We start from the raw sequence: 20,035 nt of genomic DNA, 5'->3' as shown, positions 1-20,035 counted from the left end.
GGGAGCATCTGAGTGAGCGGGAGTGCTTGCTTTGCTGTACGTGGTGTAATCGAAGGCTTCTATGGAACGCCTTGGACTCATGAAGAGCGGCTGGATATGATCGACTTTTTGCACCGACATGATTACAACGCGTATTTCTACGCCCCCAAAAATGACGAGTATCTGAGGGAACGCTGGATGGAGCCGCTTCCTGCGAAAGCCAATCAACAGCTAGGCGAGCTGATCTTGCGGGCACAGACTCGCAATATGCAGTTTATTTATTGCCTGGGTCCTGGACTCAGCATGGAATATACGAATCGTCAGCACTTGGAGCTGTTGGGTAGGAAGTATCGGGATTTGTATGATCGCGGTGTGCGTTACTTTGCGCTATTGTTCGATGATATCCCCATGTACCTGTTGCATGACAAGGATGTAGCCGAATTTGCCCATTTGGCTGAGGCACATGCTCATACGACACACTACGTATGGGATTTGATACGCAGCTGGGGCGATCCAGTCAAGCTGGTTGTCTGTCCTACACAATACAACGGGATTGGAAAAGAAGCGTACATCATGTACCTTGGCCAGCATTTGCCGCCAGAAATCGATTTGTTCTGGACGGGACGTTTCGTCTGTTCGCCCTACCTGACGGACGGCGATGCGATTCGCTTTCAGGAGTACACGGGACATCAGCCATTTTATTGGGACAACTACCCGGTGAATGATTTGGCCATGGCGAACGAACTACATATCGGTCCATTGCGTCACCGTGACCCTGATCTGTGGAAATACGCAGCAGGCTATGTGGCGAATGCGATGTCTAGACCAGAGTGCTCGAAGATTCCTTTGATTACGACGGCAGCCTATTTGCGAGATCCGATCGGCTACGATCCTGATACGGTGTGGAAACAAGCCGTAGAGGAAGTGGCAGGACAAAAGGACGCAGATGCTTTCTTCACCTTTGCTGAGAACGTGCAGAGCTCGTTTTTATGCGAGGTGGAATCGCCGCGATTGCTAGAAGCTATCCTGACCTTCCGCTTTCATTTCTTGGAAGGGGATCGGCAAAAAGCCATTGCTGACTTGACGACTCTTTTTCAGAAGATGGAGGCGGCGGCGGACAAGCTGTTGGCAGGGATGACGAATCAGAAGCTTGCGGAAGAAACGAGGCCCTGGGTGGAGAAGTTCCATCTGTGGACCAAGGTCGGTCTATCGGCAGTTGCTCTCATCGATCATGGGACAAGAGGGCGACTTCCACAAGCAGCCTACCACCTGCTCCGGCTCAAACAATGGCTCAAACGAACGGAGCGTTACCCGCAAGAAGTGTGCGGACCGGTCATGCAGCTTTTTGTGGATGCCGTAATGCTAGAGGTCAAGAAGAGCTCATAAAAAAAGTTCCTTTCCCGCAGGGGAGAAGGAACTTTTTTGCTTTTCATATCAGGCGGATTCACGACCGTCATTTGGTTTTCTCTGTCGGAAATTCCGTAACCATTCCTGAATCGGAAGTTCTGCCAAAATCATTCCGGTGAAAATCAAAAGACATCCGGTCAACTGTCTTCCACTCAATACTTCGTGAATAAAGACGTATGAGGTGAGTGCAGCAAAAACGGGCTCCAAAGCGAAAATGAGAGCGACCCGCGTCGAGCTGGTTTCTTTTTGCAAGGCCGTCTGAGCGAGAAAGGCAAGTGCCGTAGCGAAAATAGAAGTGACGATCAAACCAAAGGCCACCTCAGGCTTGAACAAGATCGCCGGATCAAAGGCACGACTCCAATCCTCAAAGAAAAAGGAATATAGCCAGCTCATGACACCTACCGTGCCTAATTGCGTAATGGCAAGCGGCAGCGCTGCAAAACGAGGTGCGTATTTGCCGGTAAATACGATTTGCATGGCGAAGCAGATCGCACCGCCGAAGACCAATGCATCTCCGAGATTAAAGGAGAACGACTGGTTCTGCGTCAACAAATATAAGCCGAACGCCGCTAGAATCACGCCGATAATGGCAAAAGGCTTCACCCGATCACGCAAGAGCAAAAACGAGAAAAGCGGTACCAATACGACGGCTAAACCTGTGATAAAGCCAGCTTTGGACGGCGATGTATACAAAAGTCCTACAGTCTGAAAGGCATATCCCAGACAGAGCCAAAAACCGAGGATGACGCCTGCACGAAGCAGTGGCCCTCTCCATTCAGAGTTCTGCCCACGATAACGATTGCGGATGAAATAGATGATCAATAAAAATAGCGCGGCAATGGTAAAGCGTACGGCGTTAAACGTATTGGGAGGCAGCGATGCGATTGCCTGCTGTACGATCAAAAACGTGGTTCCCCAGATAAAAGCGACGAGGAACAGCGTTATGTCTGCCATCCATGGTTTTCTCAAAGCTTCTTTCCTCTCCTTTCTGGCATTTTCGCAATTTTTCTTCTGTTTTCATGTATAGCCGACATAATAAGGTATTCCCGGAAAGAACGCAAGCGGATTATACAGGATATACCCAAAGTACACTCCGTTAATAAATTTTTCACAATTACTCCTATCCGGTTCGGGACATAATGTTATAATAATAGTGCATTTTACATATGCCGCTAACAGGTTTGTCATTCTGGGAGGACATTATGGATATTCTTTTGCTGGGTTTAAACTACAAAACAGCTCCTGTCGAAATTCGCGAAAAGTTTACATTCAGCGACGATGGGACAGCACGCGCTCTTCATCTTCTCTCCCAGACGAAGAGTATCGCAGAATGTATCATCCTGGGGACGTGCAACCGGACGGAAATTTACGTCGTTTGCGACCAGGCTAATATTGGCCGAGACTATACGCGCCGTTTTTTGGCTGAATGGTTCGGTGTGGAGAAAGAACAATTTAAGGATCATCTCTATATAAAAGAGAACGAACAGGCAATCGAGCACTTGTTCCGCGTCTCTTCCGGTCTTGATTCGATGGTAATGGGAGAAACACAAATCCTCGGACAAGTCCGTGATGCGTTCCTGTTGGGGCAGGAGCGACAAACGACAGGGACCGTCTTCAATACCTTGTTCAAGCAAGCGATCACGTTTGCCAAGCGTGCCCATACAGAGACAGCGATTGGACAAAATGCGGTTTCTGTCAGCTACGCTGCTGTCGAACTAGGGAAAAAGATTTTCGGGTCCTTCGCAGGGAAGTCTGTCCTGATCGTCGGAGCGGGCAAAATGAGCGAACTGACCGCCAAGCACCTGCATGCAAACGGATCGGAGCACGTCATGGTAGCGAATCGTACTTTGGAGCGAGCGCAGCTTTTGGCAGAAAAGTTTAAGGGTGACTCCTGTACGATGGAGCAGCTGCCTGAGGCACTGCTCACAGCAGACATCGTCATCAGCTCGACCGGAGCGACAGGTTATGTCCTCGGCAAAAAAGAACTGGCTCCGATCATGAAACAACGGAAGCATCGTCCGTTGTTCATGGTGGATATCGCAGTTCCTCGCGACCTGAATCCTGACTTGCATGATCTTGATAACGTATTCTTATATGATATTGACGATCTCGAAGGAATCGTTGCGAGTAACGTTGCGGAACGTTCTCGTGAAGCGGAACGTCTGGATGTCATGATTCAAGAAGAGATCGTGGCATTCACGACCTGGTACCAGACTCTTGGCGTGGCGCCACTCATCGCTGCACTGCGTGACAAGGCAAACACGATCCAAAGCGAAGCGATGCGAAAAATCGAAAACAAGTTGCCGAACTTGTCTGAGCGAGAGATGCACATCATCCGCAAGACAACCAAGGGTATTGTCAATCAACTGTTGCACGATCCGGTCGTGCGTTTAAAAGAAATGGCAGCTACCAAAGATGGGGAAGAAGTACTGGATATTTTCGAGAAAATGTTTGCGTTGGAAGAAATCCTGGAACGAAAAGAGCAGGAAGCAATCTGGGCGGACGATAAAAATAAACAGACATCTTCTTCTCGGGAGCAGGTATTCGCTTCCCGGTTCCCTGACTAAGCTGGCCTGACAATCTATCTGCTACTAGAGGTTGTTCAAAAAGTCGTCTTTTTGAACTCGTATTGTTAGAAACCGATTGGGAAAGTGGGGGAGAGAGTGCATGGCCGAGGTGAGATGGATCTACGACTTGACGATCTTTCTCTACGCTGCAAGTGTTCTCTTCTATTTTAACGACTTCTTGCAAAGCAACCGGAAAGTCAATCGTCTGGCTTTCGGGTTGCTTGTTGTCGTTTGGGCCTTGCAAACCGCATTTTTTGTCTCACAGGCAGTCATGAAGGGGTATTTTCCTGTCATTACGCTGTTTGAGACGCTCTTTTTTTATTCATGGGTGCTGGTAGGCTTGTCGCTTGCCATTCACTATTTTTTTCGGATTGATTTGTTGGTTTTTTTTACTAATATTATCGGGTTCGTCGTGCTCGTCATGTCGATGTTTTTGCCGGAAACGCCGATTGAGGCTGTATCGAGCATTTTGACCTCCGAGCTATTGTTGACACATGTGACACTGGCCATGTTCAGCTACGGGGCATTCTCGCTCTCTATGATCTTCTCGGCCATGTACTTGCTTCAGCATAAAATGCTCAAGGGAAGACGCTGGTCGCCGTTGCTCAGGCGTTTGCCTAGTCTTGATCAATTGGAAGGCTATGCGTACCGAATGAACATGCTGGGTGTACCAATGCTCTTGCTCTCGATTGTATTAGGTATCATTTGGGGTAAAATGGTTTTGCCAGAGAAATTTTTGTTTGATTCAAAAGTAGTGCTCTCTGTGCTAGTTCTTGCGATTTATTCGCTGTGGCTGTACCAACGCTATCGGGATACGGTGCAGATGCGCAGACTCGCGCAGTGGAACGTCCTGGCGTTTTTGTTACTGCTTATCAATTTTTTAGGCTTCACTACTTCTACATTTCACGACTGGTGGTAGGGGCTGTTCATCAAGGAGGCTGTCATGGGAAAATGGAAAGTGGGAACGCGTCGCAGCAAATTGGCGCTCACCCAAACGAAATGGGTCGTAGAAAAACTGAAGGGGTTCGCACCTGAAGCTGATTTTGAATTGCATGAAATCGTGACAAAAGGCGATCGAATCCTCGACGTGACTTTGTCCAAAGTAGGCGGAAAAGGATTGTTTGTCAAAGAAATTGAACAATCCCTGTTCGATAAGGAAACCGATTTTGCGGTACACAGCTTGAAGGATATGCCGTCTGAATTGCCAGAGGGCTTGGTAATCGGCGCGATTCCGAAGCGTGTTGATCCTCGAGATGTTCTGCTTTCCAAGGATGGCAAGACGTTGGATGAACTGCCAGAAGGAGCTTTGGTAGGAACCAGCAGCTTGCGTCGTTCTTCACAAATTCTCGCACATCGCCCTGATATTCAGATCGAATCTCTGCGAGGCAATATTGATACGCGTATGCGTAAGCTGGAAGAAGGCAATTTTGATGCCATCATCCTCGCTGCGGCTGGACTTGAGCGCGTGAATTTTGAAGGGAGCATTTCGCAGTTCCTGCCTGTTGAAATCAGCTTGCCAGCAGTCGGTCAAGGAGCGCTTGCCATCGAATGCCGTGCAGATGATGAGGAAACACTCGCTCTCTTGAAGCAGTTGGATGATGCACCGACGCGTTTGGCGGTAACGGCAGAGCGCAGCTTCCTGCACAAGCTGCAAGGCGGCTGTCAGGTGCCGATTGGCGCATACGCAACGGTTGGAGAGAACAATGAAATTACTTTGACGGGAATGGTTGGCTCCCCAGATGGGAAGCAAATGTTTAAAAACACGGCGACTGGCCAAGATCCGTTAGCGCTGGGTATTCAAGTGGCGGAAGCTCTTCTGGCGCAGGGAGCGGGAGAAGTCCTTGCACAAGTATTGCGGGAGAATGAGCAATGATTGTCCACGGATCGCACAAGCCGCTGATTGGCAAGTGCATCATGGTAACGCGGGCAAGAAGTCAAGTTCGCGAGCTCGTTGAACATATTGAGCGGTTAGGTGGAGAAGCGTACGCATTTCCCCTGTTAAAAATGATGCCGCCGACGGACACCGCCAAGCTCGACGAAGCCATCACCCAGTTGCCAACATTCGACTGGGTGGTGTTCACGAGTGTGAATGGTGTGCGCTTCTTCCTGGAGCGGATGCATGAGGTCGGGGTTGGACTCGAAGCGATCACTGGCAAAATTGCTGCGGTTGGTCCGAAGACTGCTAAGGCCCTTGAGCAGCAAGGGCTTAAAGTAGCTGTCATCCCGTCCGATTACGTGGCGGAGGGATTGCTATCGAGCTTGTATGATCAGCTGTTGCCTGGTCAGCGTGTTTTGCTGCCACGTGCAGATATTGCCCGCAAGGCACTGCCAAAGGAGCTTGTTCGCTTGGGGCTTGCTGTGACAGAGGTAGACGTGTATCACACTGTCATTGATGCAGAGCAGGCTCCAGACGCAGCGGAAAAGCTACAGCAAGGTCTAATTGATATCATCTTGTTTACTAGCTCTTCAACGGTGACGCATTTTATGGCAGCGATGGAGCCCTATACATCATCTGACTGGCTCAAGCACGTTCAGATAGCCTGCATCGGACCAATAACGGCAGATACAGCAAAACAAAACGGGCTTACTGTTCATGTGGTAGCGAGTGAGTACACCGTGGAAGGCTTGCTAGGAGCTATACTAGATAATCTGGGAGGGAATCGACATGGCACAAACATTTGACCGTCATCGCCGACTGCGCAAGAGCGCGGCTATGCGCAATCTGGTGCGGGAGAACCACGTACGGGTGGAAGACTTGATTTATCCGTTGTTTGTAGTGGAAGGAACTGGTATTAAAAATGAGATTCCGTCCATGCCAGGCGTGTATCAGCTCTCCTTGGACACACTAGCCGAAGAAATGAAGGAAATCGTCGCTCTGGGTATTCAAGCTGTTTTGATGTTTGGGGTACCAACGCATAAAGACGCATGCGGAACAGAGGCGTACAATGATGATGCGATTACCCAGCAGGCAATGCGTCTGATCAAGGAAGCTCATCCGGAAATGATCGTGATTGCAGATACCTGTCTGTGTGAATACACGGATCATGGACACTGTGGTGTCATTCACGAAGGCGAAGTAGTGAATGACGAAACATTGAAGCTTTTGGGTCAGACCGCCGTTTCCCAAGCAAAAGCTGGAGCAGATATTATTGCACCTTCCAACATGATGGATGGGTTCGTGGTTGCAATCCGTGAAGCTTTGGACGAGGCTGGTTTTGAGCATATTCCGATTATGTCCTATGCAGTGAAATACGCTTCTGCCTTCTACGGTCCATTCCGCGATGCGGCAGGATCTACTCCACAATTCGGCGATCGCAAAAGCTACCAAATGGACGCGGCCAATGCACGTGAAGGATTGCGCGAGGCAGCTTCCGATGTAAAAGAAGGCGCGGACTTTTTGATCGTGAAGCCAGGCCTTGCCTTTATGGACATGGTTCTTCGTCTGCGTGAAAACTTCAATCTGCCGATCGTGGCTTATAATGTGAGTGCTGAGTATTCCATGGTTAAAGCGGCGGCTTTGAATGGCTGGATCGATGAAGAGCGTATCGTTATGGAAACATTGGTTGGCTTCAAACGTGCAGGTGCAGATATGATCATTACGTACCATGCAAAAGATGTTGCAAAATGGCTGGCGAGGTGAGCATGAGATGAAGAGAGAAAAATCTACTCAGTTATTTGCAGAAGCACAGCATTACATACCAGGTGGAGTAAACAGTCCAGTTCGTGCATTTAAGAGCGTCGGAGGCAATCCTGTTTATATTGCAAAAGGAGAAGGCTCCCGTATTTTTGATGTGGATGGAAACAGCTATATTGACTACATCGGCTCTTGGGGTCCATTGATCTTGGGCCATGCACATCCGCGTGTTCTCGCAGCGATTACTGAAGTAGCCGCGCTTGGAACTAGCTTTGGTGCACCGACTGAGCGGGAAACAGAAATGGCGAAGCTCGTCTGTGAGATCGTACCATCTGTAGAAGTCGTGCGTATGGTGAACTCCGGTACAGAGGCGACGATGAGTGCACTGCGCCTCGCGCGTGGCTATACCCGCCGCAACAAAATCATGAAGTTCGAAGGCTGCTACCATGGTCATGCAGACAGCCTTTTGATCAAAGCTGGTTCCGGTGTGGCTACACTAGGCCTTCCTGACAGCCCAGGCGTACCTGAGGGAACAGCGCACAATACGATTACGGTTCCTTACAATGATCTGGAAAGCGTCAAGCTTGCCTTTGAAGCGTTTGGCGATGATCTAGCAGCAGTCATCGTGGAGCCAATCGGCGGCAATATGGGGGTCGTTCCTCCACAGCCAGGCTTCCTCGAAGGACTGCGTGAAATTACGGAGAAACATGGGACACTGCTGATTTTTGATGAAGTCATGACTGGCTTCCGTGTAGCATTGGGCGGTGCACAAGAGCTGTACGGCATTACCCCTGATTTGACAACGATGGGGAAAGTCATCGGCGGTGGCTTGCCAGTAGGCGCATACGGCGGCAAACGGGAGATCATGCAGCAAGTGGCCCCTGCAGGACCAATCTATCAGGCAGGTACACTGTCAGGGAATCCTTTGGCGATGGCAGCCGGCTTGACTACCTTGCAAGAGCTCAGCAAACCGGGCACTTACGAACGCTTGGAAAAGATGTCAGCGCGCTTGGCTGAAGGCTTGGCTGACAATGCCAAGAAGCTGGGCATTCCACACACGCTCAATCGTGTGGGTTCCATGGTTTGCTTGTTCTTTACAGAGACGCCGGTTATCAACTACGAAACAGCGAAAACATCTGATCTGGAGCGTTTCTCGGCGTACTTTAGCCATCTGCTGGAAGAAGGCATTATGATTCCGCCGTCCCAGTTTGAGGGAATGTTCGTCTCCTTGGCTCATACTGACGAAGATATCGAACGGACGATTGAAGCGAGCTACCACGCGATGAAAAAAGCGTTTGAATAAAAGGATTGAAAAAAAGAAAGCACTTCCTTGCTCATGCAGGAGGTGCTTTTTTGACTTCTTGCAGGATTTTTACACCGATTGTCAAAATACGAGGGGAAATGCAGCTGAATGAGGTGGAGACATGGAAGGAACAATTGTTCACGTACCACAAAAGCACTTGGTTGGTCTAAGCTTCTCCGGTTCTTTTCCCATGCTTGTCGAGTACATGCCCAAGCTGTGGGAGACTTTTTTGAAGCGCCAGAATGAGATTCCTCTCGTGATTTCACCAGAGGTTCGCTACGACATCAGCGATGAGAATCGGATGTTCCAAATGTATACGGAGTACATCGTGGTGGAAGTAGAGCGTTTCGAGCATATCCCTGAGGGCATGGTCGGGTTCACGATTCTAGCGAAGTCCTACGCTCGTTTCACCCACACAGGACCAATGGAAGAGGTACAAGATACATACCAGCGCCTTTTTGGCTGGCTCAACGAGAATGGCCATCAGGTGAACGAGCAAGCTCTTCGCATGGAGCGCTACGATCAACGGTATGTTCCTTCTGTGCATGAGTCTGCTCGGGTCGACAATGCGTATGAAATTTTTATCCCGCTTCGGTAAAAAACAAGAGAACAACACCTCTCATTGTACGAGCAAGAGGTGTTGTTTTTGAGGTCAATTCAGTTCCTTGTCCAAGAAACGTGATAGTTCACCCATGACAGACTGTAGCACTTGAAGGGAATCATCGACGTAGAGTTCAACATCAAGGGAGTGCTTGGCATTTTGCGGCAGATGGAGCTGAATGTTTGGTTTGGTAGCGCATAGCTGATCTACCACACCCTGATTGTAGTAGTGATCGGCAGTTCCCGAGACGAGAAATATCGGTTGAGTAAGAGTCAGCAAGTCCGTGCTGACCACCTCCTCAGTCAGCAAGGGCGTCAACAGGATCGATGACGAACGGGCAAAACGAGCTTCCTTGAGCAAGCCACATATGATTGGAGCTGTGCCGAGCGACTTCCCGAGAAAGAAAACACGGTCATAATTTTGCTTGTCTAGCACATGAGAGACAACGGTTTGCATATCCTTGCTGATCCATGCACTGCGTTTTGTGAACGAACCGTTCCAAAAATCCGTATTTTCTTGTCCATAAGCAGCATGTACATGGACGAGATCAATCTGCTTGCTCAAAAAAAGCATGGTAGAATAATACAGATAAGGTCTGTCAAACGAGTAGCTTGCTCCAGGAAAGAAAAAACAGATGGAGCGAGACGGAGCTTGATTTGGCTGAATGAGTGTGTACGATATTTCACTGTCGTTTCTTACGATCACGGAACCTATTTTTGGGTATACCATTTACGTGTGCACCTCGTTTCACATTCACTGAACAGGGAATATGATCCAATCGTAAATGCAGAAGAACCGGGTGACAAGAAATAAAAACGATAAAGGAGCATGATTCATGAAAAAGGAAGTTCAACTGAGTAACGGCATCAAAATAGCCTATGTAGAAGAAGGATCGGGGGAATCGCTTGTTTTGATCCACGGTTTTTGCGGAAGCTCATCCTACTGGCATAAGCTAGTACCGCTCCTGTCTAAAACGCATCGTGTCATGGCGATTGATTTGCGTGGACATGGAGACAGCTCGGCCCCTGATGAACCGTATTCGATGGAGCGCTTTGCAGACGATCTGGCTTTGTTTGTAGATGAGCTGGGTTTAGCGAAGATTCATCTGTTTGGTCATTCGCTCGGTGGCTATGTGACCCTGGCTTTTGCCAATCAATACGCGGAAAAGCTGGCGAGCTTTGGGTTGATCCATTCGACCCCATATCCGGATGACGACGCTGCCAAAGCGAATCGGGATAAAGGAGCCCAGAGCATTCGGGAAAATGGTATGGAGCCTTTTATCAAAGCACTTATCCCGAAGCTGTTCGCACCTTCGCATATCGAATCGATGAGAGAAGAAGTCCAGTTAGCAAAAGAGATTGGCTTTACGACGAGCCCAGTTGGAGCGATCCAAACATTAATCGCCATGCGTGATCGAGCGGATCGTAATCAGATGCTGCAAGAAACGACGCTACCTGTGCTATTAGTCGCAGGAACAGAGGACCAGATCATTCCTGCTGAAAAAACTTTTACAGTTGATAAAAATAACGTCGAGCAAGTGCTGCTGCCTGATGTTGGGCATATGGGCATGGTAGAAGCGCCAGAGAAAATGGCTGCAGCATTGGGGAGCTTTCTCAACAAAAAGTAACAAAATCACACCATCGTCCTAGCAAATTTTGCTATAATGAAAACGTTATCCTATTTATTTATACATAGACGAGAGGGGAAATTATCATGAAAAAGGCACGTCGGATTACGATGACGGCGTTTGCGTCTATCGTTTTTGCATCGCTGATGTCTTCCTCAGCATTTGCAGCACCGTTGCATCCCGTACAGCACACTGACTGGATGGTTAAAAAGGCAATTGTATCGGCGGGTCAAAATGGCGATCTTGCTTTGGATCGTGCCGTGACTCTCGCTGAAGCTACTGTGGTTTTCTCCAAATTGAAAGAGGCAAAAGTGGGAGCTGCCGCTAAAGGTGCTCATTGGTCTACTCCTTACTTCGACTGGGCAAAGGGCCAAGGTGCTCTCACACAAGACGACTATAAAAACCCTGCGCAAGTCATAACGTCTGCCAAGTTGACTCAAATGGCTGACAAACTGGGCTACAAAATGAAGCTCGACAACAAAGCGACTGTTACGCGCGGCGAATTTTTCCAAGCATTGGGTAATGCGGCTACCACGCATGTAACGATCGCACACACTAACGATACACATGGTCATATTCAAGAAGACAAGAACCAAAAAGAATTCGGCTTTGCCAAAATCGCAACCTTGCTCAAGGAATGGCGTGCAGAGAACGAAAACTTCTTGCTCTTGGACGCTGGTGATACCTTCCAAGGTACCGTTTTCGTGAACCAATTCAAAGGCGAATCTGTTGTTCCAATCCTCAACAGCCTCGACTACAACGTAATGGCCGCAGGTAACCATGAGTTTGACTTCGGTTATGAGCAACTGCTCAAGCTGCGTGACATGCTCGAGCATCCAGTCATCTCTGCTAACGTGTTCAAGGCAGATGGAAAAGAATTGCTGCCACCTATTTTCAAAGCAGAGATTGGCGGTAAGAAATTCGCCTTTGTTGGTTTCGTAGCGGAAGACACACCTGTATTGACTCACCCTGACAACGTAAAAGGGCTGACATTCAAAAGCCCGGTAGAAGTAGCGAAAGTACTTGTACCTGAGCTGAAAAAAGAAGTAGATCACGTCATTGTTGTTTCCCATATCGGACTGAACGTAGACCGTGAAATCGCGAAAAACGTTCCTGGCATTGACCTGATTGTTGGTGGTCACACGCATACGCCACTGAAAACGCCTGAACTGGTAAACGGTACGTACATCGTGCAAGACTGGGAATACGGTAAGTCTCTCGGTCGTGCAGACCTCTACTACCTCGGAAAAGAACTGGTTGCATTCAGCGGCGGTCTGAAAGAGTACGACGAGGCAGTTGTAGCTGATCCAGATGTAGATAAAATGGTAAAAGAAGTTGTAAGCAAGATCGATACCGTAATGAACGTTGTGATCGCGAAATCCGAAGTGCCGCTCGATGGTGACCGCGCACTGGTACGTACGAAAGAAACAAACGTAGGTAACCTGATCACGGATATCATGCTGGAGCGCACGCAGTCTATCAAAGGCTACGAGGCAGATGTAGCACTGGCGAACGGCGGAGGAATCCGTACTCAGCTGCCAGCAGGCGACATCACGAAAAAAGGTCTGTACACGCTCCTGCCATTTGAGAACAATACACTGGCGATCGTAGAAGTAACCGGCGAAGAGCTGAAAAAAGCCCTCGAAAACGGCGTGAGCAAGGTAGAAGAGGGCGCAGGACGCTTCCCGCAAGTAAGCGGTATGAGCTTCACTTACAACCCTTCCAAGCCAGCTGGCGAGCGCGTACAGGAAGTAAAAGTTGGGGACAAGCCGCTTGACCTGACCAAATCGTATAAATTGGCGACGATCGACTTCCTGGCAGCAGGTGGAGATGGTTATGAATCGTTGAAAAAGCCATTCTTCAACACAGGTCTGTCCATGTACAGCATCGTGGAAGAAGGCTTGATCAAGCGTAAAACTGTCAATCCAAAAGTAGAAGGCCGTATTGTTGAAGTAAAATAAGGTTTGACCGGACAGGGATGGAGAAAAACCTCCCTGTCCGTCTTTTATTATGAAGTACCTTGCAATATACAGTACCTATTTGGTAAGCTTTGTCATGGGTGATGTTGATGAACGTACAGTTTAAAAAAGGGGTTCTGGAGCTGTGTGTTCTCGTCTTGACAGCTAAGCAGGACAGATACGGCTACGAACTGGTTGCGAGCATCTCAGAAAAATTCCATATCTCTGAAGGCACGGTGTACCCCTTGCTCCGCCGTTTGACCCAGGAAGGATTTTTTACGACCTATTTGGCGGAATCACAAGAGGGCCCCCCACGGAAATATTACCAGCTGACAAATCGCGGACGTCAATACATGAACGACCTCGTCTTGGAGTGGCGAATATTTAACCGTGGGGTAAATGAAATCATAGAGGAGGGACTCGGATATGACAAGGCGTGAGTTTATGGATGAGTTAAATGCTTTGCTTAGCGCTTTGCCTGATAAAGAACGCTTAGACATCCTTGCCGATTATACAGAGCATTTTCTCCTGGGAATGAATCAAGGGAAGACTGAGCATGAAATTTCGGAAGGATTGGGAAGTCCGAAGCTAGTGGCACGCGAGCTTTTGGCTGGCTACCGAATTGATCAGGCACAGTCCAACGCATCGGTAGGGAATATGACGAGGGCGATTGTCGCGACGATCAGCTTGGGATTTTTCAATCTCGTCTTCGTTTTGGGACCATTTCTAGGCCTGATCGGCATACTGCTTGGGTTGTATGCGATGACTGCGGCTCTTTTGGTCGCGCCAGTCGGAATATTCTTGGATTACGGAATTCCTGCCCCTTCTCAAGAGCGACTTTTCCTGTTGTTCTCCAGCATGGTTTCCGTAGGATTGGGCGGAATGTTTGCCATCGGCTTGCTGAAATTGACGAAATGGCTGTATCGCCAGTTCTTGCGTTATCTCCAGTTCAACGTAAAGATGATCAGGGGGAAATAAGATGCGAAATTTGGGGAAAAGACTGTTTGGCATAAGTCTTCTATTGTTCATCATCGGTGTATGTGGAATCATCTGGCTCTTTACGAAGCAAGAAAATTTCTCATTTTCGTTAAAACACGTCAATGAAGAGCGCACGATCGAGCAGGAGATAAAAGCGATTGAGGTGCTTACAGAAGTAGCTGATGTGGAAATCATGGCAACCAAGCAACCAAAGGTGAGTGTACGGATGGTCGGTGAAGTATCCGAGCAACAGCAGGAGCGACTGGAGTTTCGAAGTGTAGTCTCACCAGATGGTACGCTGCTCGTGGAAATGCGTGAACGACCTCACGTTAATATGTTTTATCCTCGCAATGGTAAGGTAAAGCTGGAGCTCTTATTGCCAGAAAAAGTGTATGAGTATGTCCAGCTTGAAACAATGACAGGGGATATCAAGAGCGGGATGCTGCGTGCAAAAAACACGGAAGTAATCAGCAACTCAGGAGATGTGGATATGTCGGGCTATGAAGGAGAAGGTCTCGACGTCCAAACAGGTACGGGAGATATCAATCTGGCGAATATTCGCTCGGCAGTTGTAATTGAAAGCTCCACAGGCGAGATAGATGAACTGAGCATGCCAGAGTTGACCCATGACGTTTCGATTAAGACGGATACGGGTGATATTCGAGTGACGGTAGCCAAGGAGCCTGCTGCAGCACAGCTAGAAGTAACGACAGATACAGGAGGCATCGAAACCACCTGGTCGAACCTCTCTTATGAAAAGAAAGAGGATTACAAAGTGAAGGCATCGATTGGTTCGGGTGGACCTAAGATGACTGTGCGAAGTTCTAACGGGGAGGTTCGCATTCATTAGGAGAAGTTTGGAAACACTGATGGATAGGATTGGAAACGGAAGAAACGAAAAGATTTTGACACAAAAGAGACATTACTTGTCGAATGACGAATGGTATCATATTGAAGGAAACATAATTGTGCAAAGCGAGGTTTATTCATGACCGCAAAAACTTTTAACGATACGTTTTTGAAAGCATGTCGCGGTGAAGCGACAGAGCATGTCCCGGTCTGGTACATGCGTCAGGCAGGGCGTTATCAGCCAGAATACCGCGCCATCCGCGCGAAGCATAGCTTTTTTGAAATGAACTACATACCGGAAGTTTGCGCGGAAGTGACACGTCTGCCCGTTGATCAACTGGGCGTGGACGCTGCAATCTTGTTTGCAGACATCATGACGCCACTAAAACCGATTGGCGTGGATGTGAACATCGAATCTGGCATTGGTCCTGTGATCGCAAACCCGATCGAATCCTTGAAGGATGTTGAGCGTCTGCTTGAGCTTGATCCGGAAACGCATGTGCCTTACATTCTTGAGTCCATTAAGATTTTGCGTCAGCAATTATCTGTTCCATTGATCGGTTTCGCGGGTGCACCATTTACACTGGCTAGCTACATGATCGAAGGCGGCCCTTCCAAGCACTATCATAAGACAAAAGCATTCATGTATACGGAGCCAGCTGCTTGGCAGGCGCTGATGGAAAAACTGGGTGATATGACAATCACCTACCTCAAAGCTCAAATTAAAGCAGGTGCACAAGCTGTACAAGTATTTGATTCGTGGGTCGGAGCATTGAATGACGAAGATTACCGCGAGTACATTACACCAGTTATGACGCGTATCTTCAACGCGCTAAAAGATACTGGTGTGCCAATGATCTATTTTGGTATCGGGGCTGGTCATCTTTTGATGGATTGGAACCGCTTGCCTGTTGATGTAGTTGGTCTGGACTGGCGTACTTCGATTACGACTGCTCGTGAAATGGGTGTGACGAAGACACTGCAAGGCAATTTGGACCCAACGCTGCTATTGGCTCCATGGGAGAAGCTCGAAGCGAAGGCGAAGGAAATTTTGGATGAAGGCACAAAGCAACCAGGCTTCATCTTCAATTTGGGACATGGTGTATTCCCTGATGCCAAAGTAGAAACGCTGCAACAACTGACGAAGTTCATCCATAGTTACAAAAGGGACGTCTAATCAGGAGGGGCGCTTACATGTCAAAGCAGAAGATCGGACTCTTGTTAATGGCGTATGGAACGCCACGCAGTCCTGAACAGATTGAACCATACTATACGCACATTCGACGTGGTCGTAAGCCACCACAAGAACTGCTCGATGATTTGATGGCGCGTTACGAGGCTGTAGATGGATTGAATCGATTTGCAGACATTACGGATGAGCAGGTGCGCGCTCTCGAGCAGGAAATGAACAAGCGCTACCCAGACCGTGAATTTGTAGGGTACCTTGGTTTGAAGCATATTGCTCCGTTTGTTGAGGACGCAATAGAGCAAATGAAGCATGATGGGATTACGGAAGCGATCAGTCTTGTTCTGGCGCCTCATTATTCTAGCTACAGCGTCAAAGAATACAATGGACGAGCACAAGAGCATTCCGCAGCAATCGGGGGACCGGTCATCCACAGCATTGAGAGCTGGTATCTGGAGCCAGGTTTCATCGGATATTGGGCAGATGCCATTCAAGCGAAGGTTGCCTCGATGACGGATGAAGAGCGTGGACAAGCAGTTGTGATCTTCTCCGCTCACAGCCTGCCGGAAAAAATCTTGAAGTCAGGTGATCCGTACCCATTGCAACTGGAAGAGACTGCAAAGCTCATTGCCGAGCAGGCAGGGATCACTTCTTATGCAATCGGATGGCAAAGTGCCGGAAATACACCTGATCCGTGGTTGGGACCGGATGTACAGGATTTGACCAGAGAGCTGTACGAAGCAAAAGGCTACCAAGCATTTGTTTACTGTCCTGTCGGATTTATCGCGGAGCATTTGGAAGTTCTGTTTGATAATGATGTGGAATGCAAAGCGGTTACAGATGAGCTAGGGGTACATTACTATCGTCCTCCGATGCCTAACGCCAGACCTGCGTTCATTTCCTGTCTGGCTGATGCTGTCGGAAAGAAGCTGGCGAATTAGGGGATCGATCATATGAGCGATAATACCTATCATATTACGATTGTAGGCGGTGGCATCACAGGTTTGACCGCTGCTTATTACTTACAAAAGGAAATCGAAGCAAAAGGCTTGCCAATCCGTTTTCAACTGCTTGAAGAGCAGGGACGGCTTGGTGGGAAAATCAAGACATGGCGTCACGAAGGGTTTGTTATTGAGCAAGGCCCGGATTCGTTTCTCGAGCGGAAAACAAGTGCGGCTGAGCTGGCAGTGGACTTGGGACTTGCAGATGATCTCGTTCGCAACAGTACAGGCCAAGCTTATATTTGGCATCAGGATCGCCTGAAGGCTATACCAGAAGGCGCGGTCATGGGTGTACCGACGAAGCTCATGCCTTTTGTCACGACCGATCTCATTTCTTTGCCGGGTAAGCTTCGGGCAGCTTTGGATCTTGTTCTTCCTGCATCAAAAGGAGACGGCGATATCTCCGTGGGTGACTTTTTTCGGCGTAGGCTAGGTAATGAAGTTATTGATAATCTTATAGCGCCTTTATTGTCCGGTGTCTACTCCGGGGATCTCGACAATCTCAGCTTGCTTGCGAGTTTTCCTCACTTCGCCAAAATGGAGAGTCAGCATCGCAGCCTGATTTTAGCGATGAAGCATTCTCGCCCGCAAATAAAAACGCAAGGAAAGCCAAAAGGCATCTTCCTGACGTTGAAGAACGGCTTGCAGTCCTTTGTAGAGGGAATCGAGAAAAGCTTGCCTGAAGAAGTCATCTCCAAGAATACCGGTGTCAAAGAACTGGTGAAACGACCAGACGGGAAGTACACCTTGGTATTGAAAAATGGGGAAACGATCGAGACGGATACGGTGCTGTTCACCGTACCACATGCTGTCGCAGAGCCGCTATTCCGTTCTTATGTACAAGTTCCTACCCTGCCACAAGCAAAGCCGCATATGGTTGCAACCATCGCTATGGCGTTTCCAGAGTCAGCGATTGATTTAGGGATGGAAGGGACAGGATTTATAGTACCGCGGCATTCAGGAGCAAAAATTACGGCGTGTACGTGGGCGCATCGCAAATGGCCACATACGACGCCGAAAAACAAAGCCTTGCTGCGTAGCTTTGTAGGGAGAGCGGGAGAGCAAACCTTCATGGAGCAAACAGACGAGGAAATTTTGGAGGTTGTCCTCCGCGATCTGCGCAAGATCATGACGATTCGAGCTGAGCCAGATTTTTATAACGTATCACGCTTGCAAAATGCCATTCCGTATGTAGTCGGACATCAGGCTTGGGTGCAGGAAGTGAACAATCAATTAAAAGAAATACTCCCTGGTGTTATCGTAGCAGGTGCATCGTACAGTGGTGTAGGTGTACCAGATTGTATTGATCAGGGGAAAAAAGCAATAGCAGAATGGATCGCGTCTGTAAAACCGGGGAGATAGATAACCCCGGTTTTTCCTTTTTTTTCGGTGCTAAACGGCTCGTCCTGTCCATATAGTATAGGGAAATGTCCTGCACTTGAAAGGAGGAGCACGAATGGCATTACAGGATGGGCAACTCTCTTTTGCCATCAAGGAGACCATTTTCCTCTCATCCGATAGAGCTGGAATAGGTGAATTGCAAGAGCTGGAATTGGTTCCAGATGTGGAAGTGTTGGAAAACGATTCCTACATCTCAATCACGGGTTGCTTGCAATTAGTAGGGAAGTACGAGCCAATCAGGGAAGCCGCAGAAGCGACAGGCTGCGAAGGAGAATCGCTGGTTGAGGCCATGACTTTTACTCCCTTTCGCCAGGAAGCATCGGATCAAGCCTTTTATGGCTGGGAGGAACAGATCGGTCATCGCATTCCGTTAAACATCACCATTCCGTTGGATCGGATTACGGAGATCGGAGACATCTACGCAATTGTGGACAGCTTTGACTACAAACTGGAATCATCACATCAAATGCTAATCGATGCCGATCTAAAGATTTTGGGGATAGTCTTGGGGGATAGAACTGAACAAGCGGAGGAGATCGAAACGCAGGCTGCAGTTCCAGGCGAAGGGGCATGGGAATACGCCTTCGCTGCTGGAGATGATGGGCAAGAATATACAGAACCGACGTCCCTCGATGACATTGATCAAAAGCTGAGTGCTCTGGAGGAGGAATTGGAGCGGCAGGCATTGCCGGCATCCTATGAATCACCCGAATCGCCTTCTATGTTCGATACTCCGGCTATTGCTCAATCCGATGAGGATGAATACTACGAGCAATATGGCGATGTGCTGGAAGTGGCACAGTCCAATCCTTTGGAGAGCTGGGAGACCGCTCCTATTTCGTATGATTTTGATTCCCAACAATCTGCTTCGTACGATTCATCTGACTCTTATTCCGGGCAGGCAGTATTGGAAGATGAGCAAGAGCAGATGAGAGAAATAGCGGAGAAAGATCAAGAACATGAGGAGCCTATACTGGCTATTCACGATCAACAGGCAATCGCATACCAGCAAGTTTCCAATGAACCTACTGGGTCGGCAGTCGAGGCAGAGTCGCAGGAAGCCGTGCAAGAAGCGGTGGAAGCCAGTGGTGTATCCGAACTGGCACTCGAGCAAGAAGCAGAACCAGTCGTTGCACAACCAGAGGCTGCCGTGGAAGATGTAGAAGTGCGAGTGGCGATTTCAGGAAAACCCTCCCAGGAAGAAAGAAGTCGCGTGAACATTACTTCCATCTTCTCACAAGCGAGTCGTGCCAAACAGGAAGCGATGGCGTTGGAGGCGGAATCTTCATCTAGCTCTTCGCGACATGGCTCTGCGGCGAATGCCAGCGCGTCTATGATGGAGGCCATGCAAAATCTCACGTCGTTTGTCCGGAAAAAAGAAGAGCGCTCCAGTCAGCTGAAAATGTGCATTATTCAGCGAGATGAGACGTTAGAGCATATTTCACAACGATACTCCTTACCTGTCTCCAAAATCGTGGAAGTAAACCGATTAGCTTCCGAGCAGCTTGTAGCAGGGCAGATTCTGTACATCCCACAATAGAGGA

Annotated in this window: 19 protein-coding genes; 17 read left to right on the top strand and 2 right to left on the bottom strand. The window is 48.6% G+C overall.

The genetic code is table 11. From position 1 onward, the window contains the following. The first annotated feature begins 12 nt into the window (after positions 1 to 12). Positions 13 to 1,365: a protein O-GlcNAcase gene (locus tag C7R93_RS14065; protein WP_106839395.1), complete on the top strand. Its 1,353-nt coding sequence runs from the start codon at positions 13 to 15 to the stop codon at positions 1,363 to 1,365. A 48-nt stretch (positions 1,366 to 1,413) separates the two neighbouring features. Here C7R93_RS14065 and C7R93_RS14060 read toward each other — a convergent pair whose 3' ends face one another. Beyond that, a complete protein-coding gene (locus C7R93_RS14060) occupies positions 1,414 to 2,355 on the bottom strand; it encodes a DMT family transporter (RefSeq protein WP_341866934.1) in 942 nt (313 codons plus the stop codon). Between the two features lie 233 nt (positions 2,356 to 2,588). Between C7R93_RS14060 and hemA the strand changes: the two genes are divergently transcribed. The 7 genes from hemA (at position 2,589) to C7R93_RS14025 (ending at position 9,488) form a co-directional block, all read left to right on the top strand. Further along, positions 2,589 to 3,953 carry a glutamyl-tRNA reductase gene (hemA, locus tag C7R93_RS14055; protein WP_106839393.1) on the top strand — a complete coding sequence of 455 codons (1,365 nt, stop codon included), beginning with the start codon at positions 2,589 to 2,591 and terminating at the stop codon, positions 3,951 to 3,953. 100 nt (positions 3,954 to 4,053) lie between these two features. Then, positions 4,054 to 4,872 (top strand): cytochrome C assembly family protein, encoded by an 819-nt coding sequence (locus tag C7R93_RS14050; protein WP_106839392.1) that lies wholly within the window; start codon positions 4,054 to 4,056, stop codon positions 4,870 to 4,872. Between the two features lie 24 nt (positions 4,873 to 4,896). Beyond that, positions 4,897 to 5,826 carry a hydroxymethylbilane synthase gene (gene hemC, locus C7R93_RS14045; protein ID WP_106839391.1) on the top strand — a complete coding sequence of 310 codons (930 nt, stop codon included), beginning with the start codon at positions 4,897 to 4,899 and terminating at the stop codon, positions 5,824 to 5,826. Next, on the top strand, positions 5,823 to 6,635 hold the full coding sequence (locus C7R93_RS14040) for a uroporphyrinogen-III synthase (protein WP_106839390.1): 813 nt from the start codon (positions 5,823 to 5,825) through the stop codon (positions 6,633 to 6,635). The genes hemC and C7R93_RS14040 overlap by 4 nt, the downstream gene beginning before the upstream one ends. Next, positions 6,619 to 7,593: a porphobilinogen synthase gene (hemB, locus tag C7R93_RS14035; protein WP_106839389.1), complete on the top strand. Its 975-nt coding sequence runs from the start codon at positions 6,619 to 6,621 to the stop codon at positions 7,591 to 7,593. Before C7R93_RS14040 ends, hemB begins: the two co-directional genes overlap by 17 nt. A 7-nt stretch (positions 7,594 to 7,600) precedes the next feature. Further along, a complete protein-coding gene (gene hemL, locus C7R93_RS14030; protein WP_106839388.1) occupies positions 7,601 to 8,890 on the top strand; it encodes a glutamate-1-semialdehyde 2,1-aminomutase in 1,290 nt (429 codons plus the stop codon). 121 nt (positions 8,891 to 9,011) lie between these two features. Next, positions 9,012 to 9,488 (top strand): GyrI-like domain-containing protein, encoded by a 477-nt coding sequence (locus C7R93_RS14025; RefSeq protein WP_106839387.1) that lies wholly within the window; start codon positions 9,012 to 9,014, stop codon positions 9,486 to 9,488. A gap of 54 nt (positions 9,489 to 9,542) precedes the next feature. Here the strand turns inward: C7R93_RS14025 and C7R93_RS14020 are convergent, their stop codons facing one another. Further along, positions 9,543 to 10,220: an alpha/beta fold hydrolase gene (locus C7R93_RS14020; protein WP_106839386.1), complete on the bottom strand. Its 678-nt coding sequence runs from the start codon at positions 10,218 to 10,220 to the stop codon at positions 9,543 to 9,545. 106 nt (positions 10,221 to 10,326) lie between these two features. Here C7R93_RS14020 and C7R93_RS14015 point away from each other — a divergent pair, with 106 nt between their 5' ends. The 9 genes from C7R93_RS14015 to C7R93_RS13975 all read left to right on the top strand — a co-directional run bounded on the left by C7R93_RS14015 (position 10,327) and on the right by C7R93_RS13975 (position 20,031). Continuing rightward, positions 10,327 to 11,118 carry an alpha/beta fold hydrolase gene (locus tag C7R93_RS14015; protein WP_106839385.1) on the top strand — a complete coding sequence of 264 codons (792 nt, stop codon included), beginning with the start codon at positions 10,327 to 10,329 and terminating at the stop codon, positions 11,116 to 11,118. An 86-nt stretch (positions 11,119 to 11,204) separates the two neighbouring features. Continuing rightward, positions 11,205 to 13,079: a bifunctional metallophosphatase/5'-nucleotidase gene (locus C7R93_RS14010; protein ID WP_106839384.1), complete on the top strand. Its 1,875-nt coding sequence runs from the start codon at positions 11,205 to 11,207 to the stop codon at positions 13,077 to 13,079. A 107-nt stretch (positions 13,080 to 13,186) separates the two neighbouring features. Then, positions 13,187 to 13,516, top strand: coding sequence for a PadR family transcriptional regulator (locus tag C7R93_RS14005; RefSeq protein WP_017247513.1), 330 nt, complete (start codon positions 13,187 to 13,189; stop codon positions 13,514 to 13,516). Beyond that, a complete protein-coding gene (locus tag C7R93_RS14000) occupies positions 13,503 to 14,054 on the top strand; it encodes an HAAS signaling domain-containing protein (RefSeq protein ID WP_106839383.1) in 552 nt (183 codons plus the stop codon). Before C7R93_RS14005 ends, C7R93_RS14000 begins: the two co-directional genes overlap by 14 nt. A 1-nt stretch (position 14,055) precedes the next feature. Continuing rightward, the gene (locus C7R93_RS13995) at positions 14,056 to 14,904 is read left to right on the top strand and encodes a DUF4097 family beta strand repeat-containing protein (protein ID WP_106839382.1); all 849 of its coding nucleotides are present in this window, start codon (positions 14,056 to 14,058) and stop codon (positions 14,902 to 14,904) included. Positions 14,905 to 15,042: 138 nt separating this feature from the next. Continuing rightward, a complete protein-coding gene (gene hemE / locus C7R93_RS13990) occupies positions 15,043 to 16,080 on the top strand; it encodes a uroporphyrinogen decarboxylase (RefSeq protein ID WP_106839381.1) in 1,038 nt (345 codons plus the stop codon). Positions 16,081 to 16,097: 17 nt separating this feature from the next. Continuing rightward, positions 16,098 to 17,030, top strand: coding sequence for a ferrochelatase (gene hemH / locus C7R93_RS13985; protein WP_106839380.1), 933 nt, complete (start codon positions 16,098 to 16,100; stop codon positions 17,028 to 17,030). Between the two features lie 12 nt (positions 17,031 to 17,042). Beyond that, on the top strand, positions 17,043 to 18,452 hold the full coding sequence (gene hemY / locus C7R93_RS13980; protein WP_106839379.1) for a protoporphyrinogen oxidase: 1,410 nt from the start codon (positions 17,043 to 17,045) through the stop codon (positions 18,450 to 18,452). A 94-nt stretch (positions 18,453 to 18,546) separates the two neighbouring features. Continuing rightward, positions 18,547 to 20,031, top strand: coding sequence for a LysM peptidoglycan-binding domain-containing protein (locus C7R93_RS13975; protein ID WP_106839378.1), 1,485 nt, complete (start codon positions 18,547 to 18,549; stop codon positions 20,029 to 20,031). The last annotated feature ends 4 nt before the right edge of the window (positions 20,032 to 20,035 follow it).

This window comes from Brevibacillus fortis (genome assembly GCF_003013395.1).
Classification (GTDB): Bacteria; Bacillota; Bacilli; order Brevibacillales; family Brevibacillaceae; genus Brevibacillus; species Brevibacillus fortis.
This window is presented reverse-complemented; position numbering and strand designations above follow the sequence as displayed.

What these genes read in the sequence shown, in the direction of transcription:
- hemC (WP_106839391.1), top strand. Translation starts at nt 4,897, where the DNA reads ATGGGAAAATGGAAAGTGGGAACGCGTCGCAGCAAATTGGCGCTCACC.
- C7R93_RS14050 (WP_106839392.1), top strand. Translation starts at nt 4,054, where the DNA reads ATGGCCGAGGTGAGATGGATCTACGACTTGACGATCTTTCTCTACGCT.
- hemY (WP_106839379.1), top strand. Translation starts at nt 17,043, where the DNA reads ATGAGCGATAATACCTATCATATTACGATTGTAGGCGGTGGCATCACA.
- C7R93_RS14010 (WP_106839384.1), top strand. Translation starts at nt 11,205, where the DNA reads ATGAAAAAGGCACGTCGGATTACGATGACGGCGTTTGCGTCTATCGTT.
- C7R93_RS14025 (WP_106839387.1), top strand. Translation starts at nt 9,012, where the DNA reads ATGGAAGGAACAATTGTTCACGTACCACAAAAGCACTTGGTTGGTCTA.
- C7R93_RS14040 (WP_106839390.1), top strand. Translation starts at nt 5,823, where the DNA reads ATGATTGTCCACGGATCGCACAAGCCGCTGATTGGCAAGTGCATCATG.
- hemA (WP_106839393.1), top strand. Translation starts at nt 2,589, where the DNA reads ATGGATATTCTTTTGCTGGGTTTAAACTACAAAACAGCTCCTGTCGAA.
- C7R93_RS14005 (WP_017247513.1), top strand. Translation starts at nt 13,187, where the DNA reads ATGAACGTACAGTTTAAAAAAGGGGTTCTGGAGCTGTGTGTTCTCGTC.
- hemH (WP_106839380.1), top strand. Translation starts at nt 16,098, where the DNA reads ATGTCAAAGCAGAAGATCGGACTCTTGTTAATGGCGTATGGAACGCCA.
- hemB (WP_106839389.1), top strand. Translation starts at nt 6,619, where the DNA reads ATGGCACAAACATTTGACCGTCATCGCCGACTGCGCAAGAGCGCGGCT.
- C7R93_RS14015 (WP_106839385.1), top strand. Translation starts at nt 10,327, where the DNA reads ATGAAAAAGGAAGTTCAACTGAGTAACGGCATCAAAATAGCCTATGTA.
- C7R93_RS14000 (WP_106839383.1), top strand. Translation starts at nt 13,503, where the DNA reads ATGACAAGGCGTGAGTTTATGGATGAGTTAAATGCTTTGCTTAGCGCT.
- C7R93_RS13995 (WP_106839382.1), top strand. Translation starts at nt 14,056, where the DNA reads ATGCGAAATTTGGGGAAAAGACTGTTTGGCATAAGTCTTCTATTGTTC.
- C7R93_RS13975 (WP_106839378.1), top strand. Translation starts at nt 18,547, where the DNA reads ATGGCATTACAGGATGGGCAACTCTCTTTTGCCATCAAGGAGACCATT.
- hemL (WP_106839388.1), top strand. Translation starts at nt 7,601, where the DNA reads ATGAAGAGAGAAAAATCTACTCAGTTATTTGCAGAAGCACAGCATTAC.
- hemE (WP_106839381.1), top strand. Translation starts at nt 15,043, where the DNA reads ATGACCGCAAAAACTTTTAACGATACGTTTTTGAAAGCATGTCGCGGT.
- C7R93_RS14020 (WP_106839386.1), bottom strand. Translation starts at nt 10,220, where the DNA reads ATGGTATACCCAAAAATAGGTTCCGTGATCGTAAGAAACGACAGTGAA.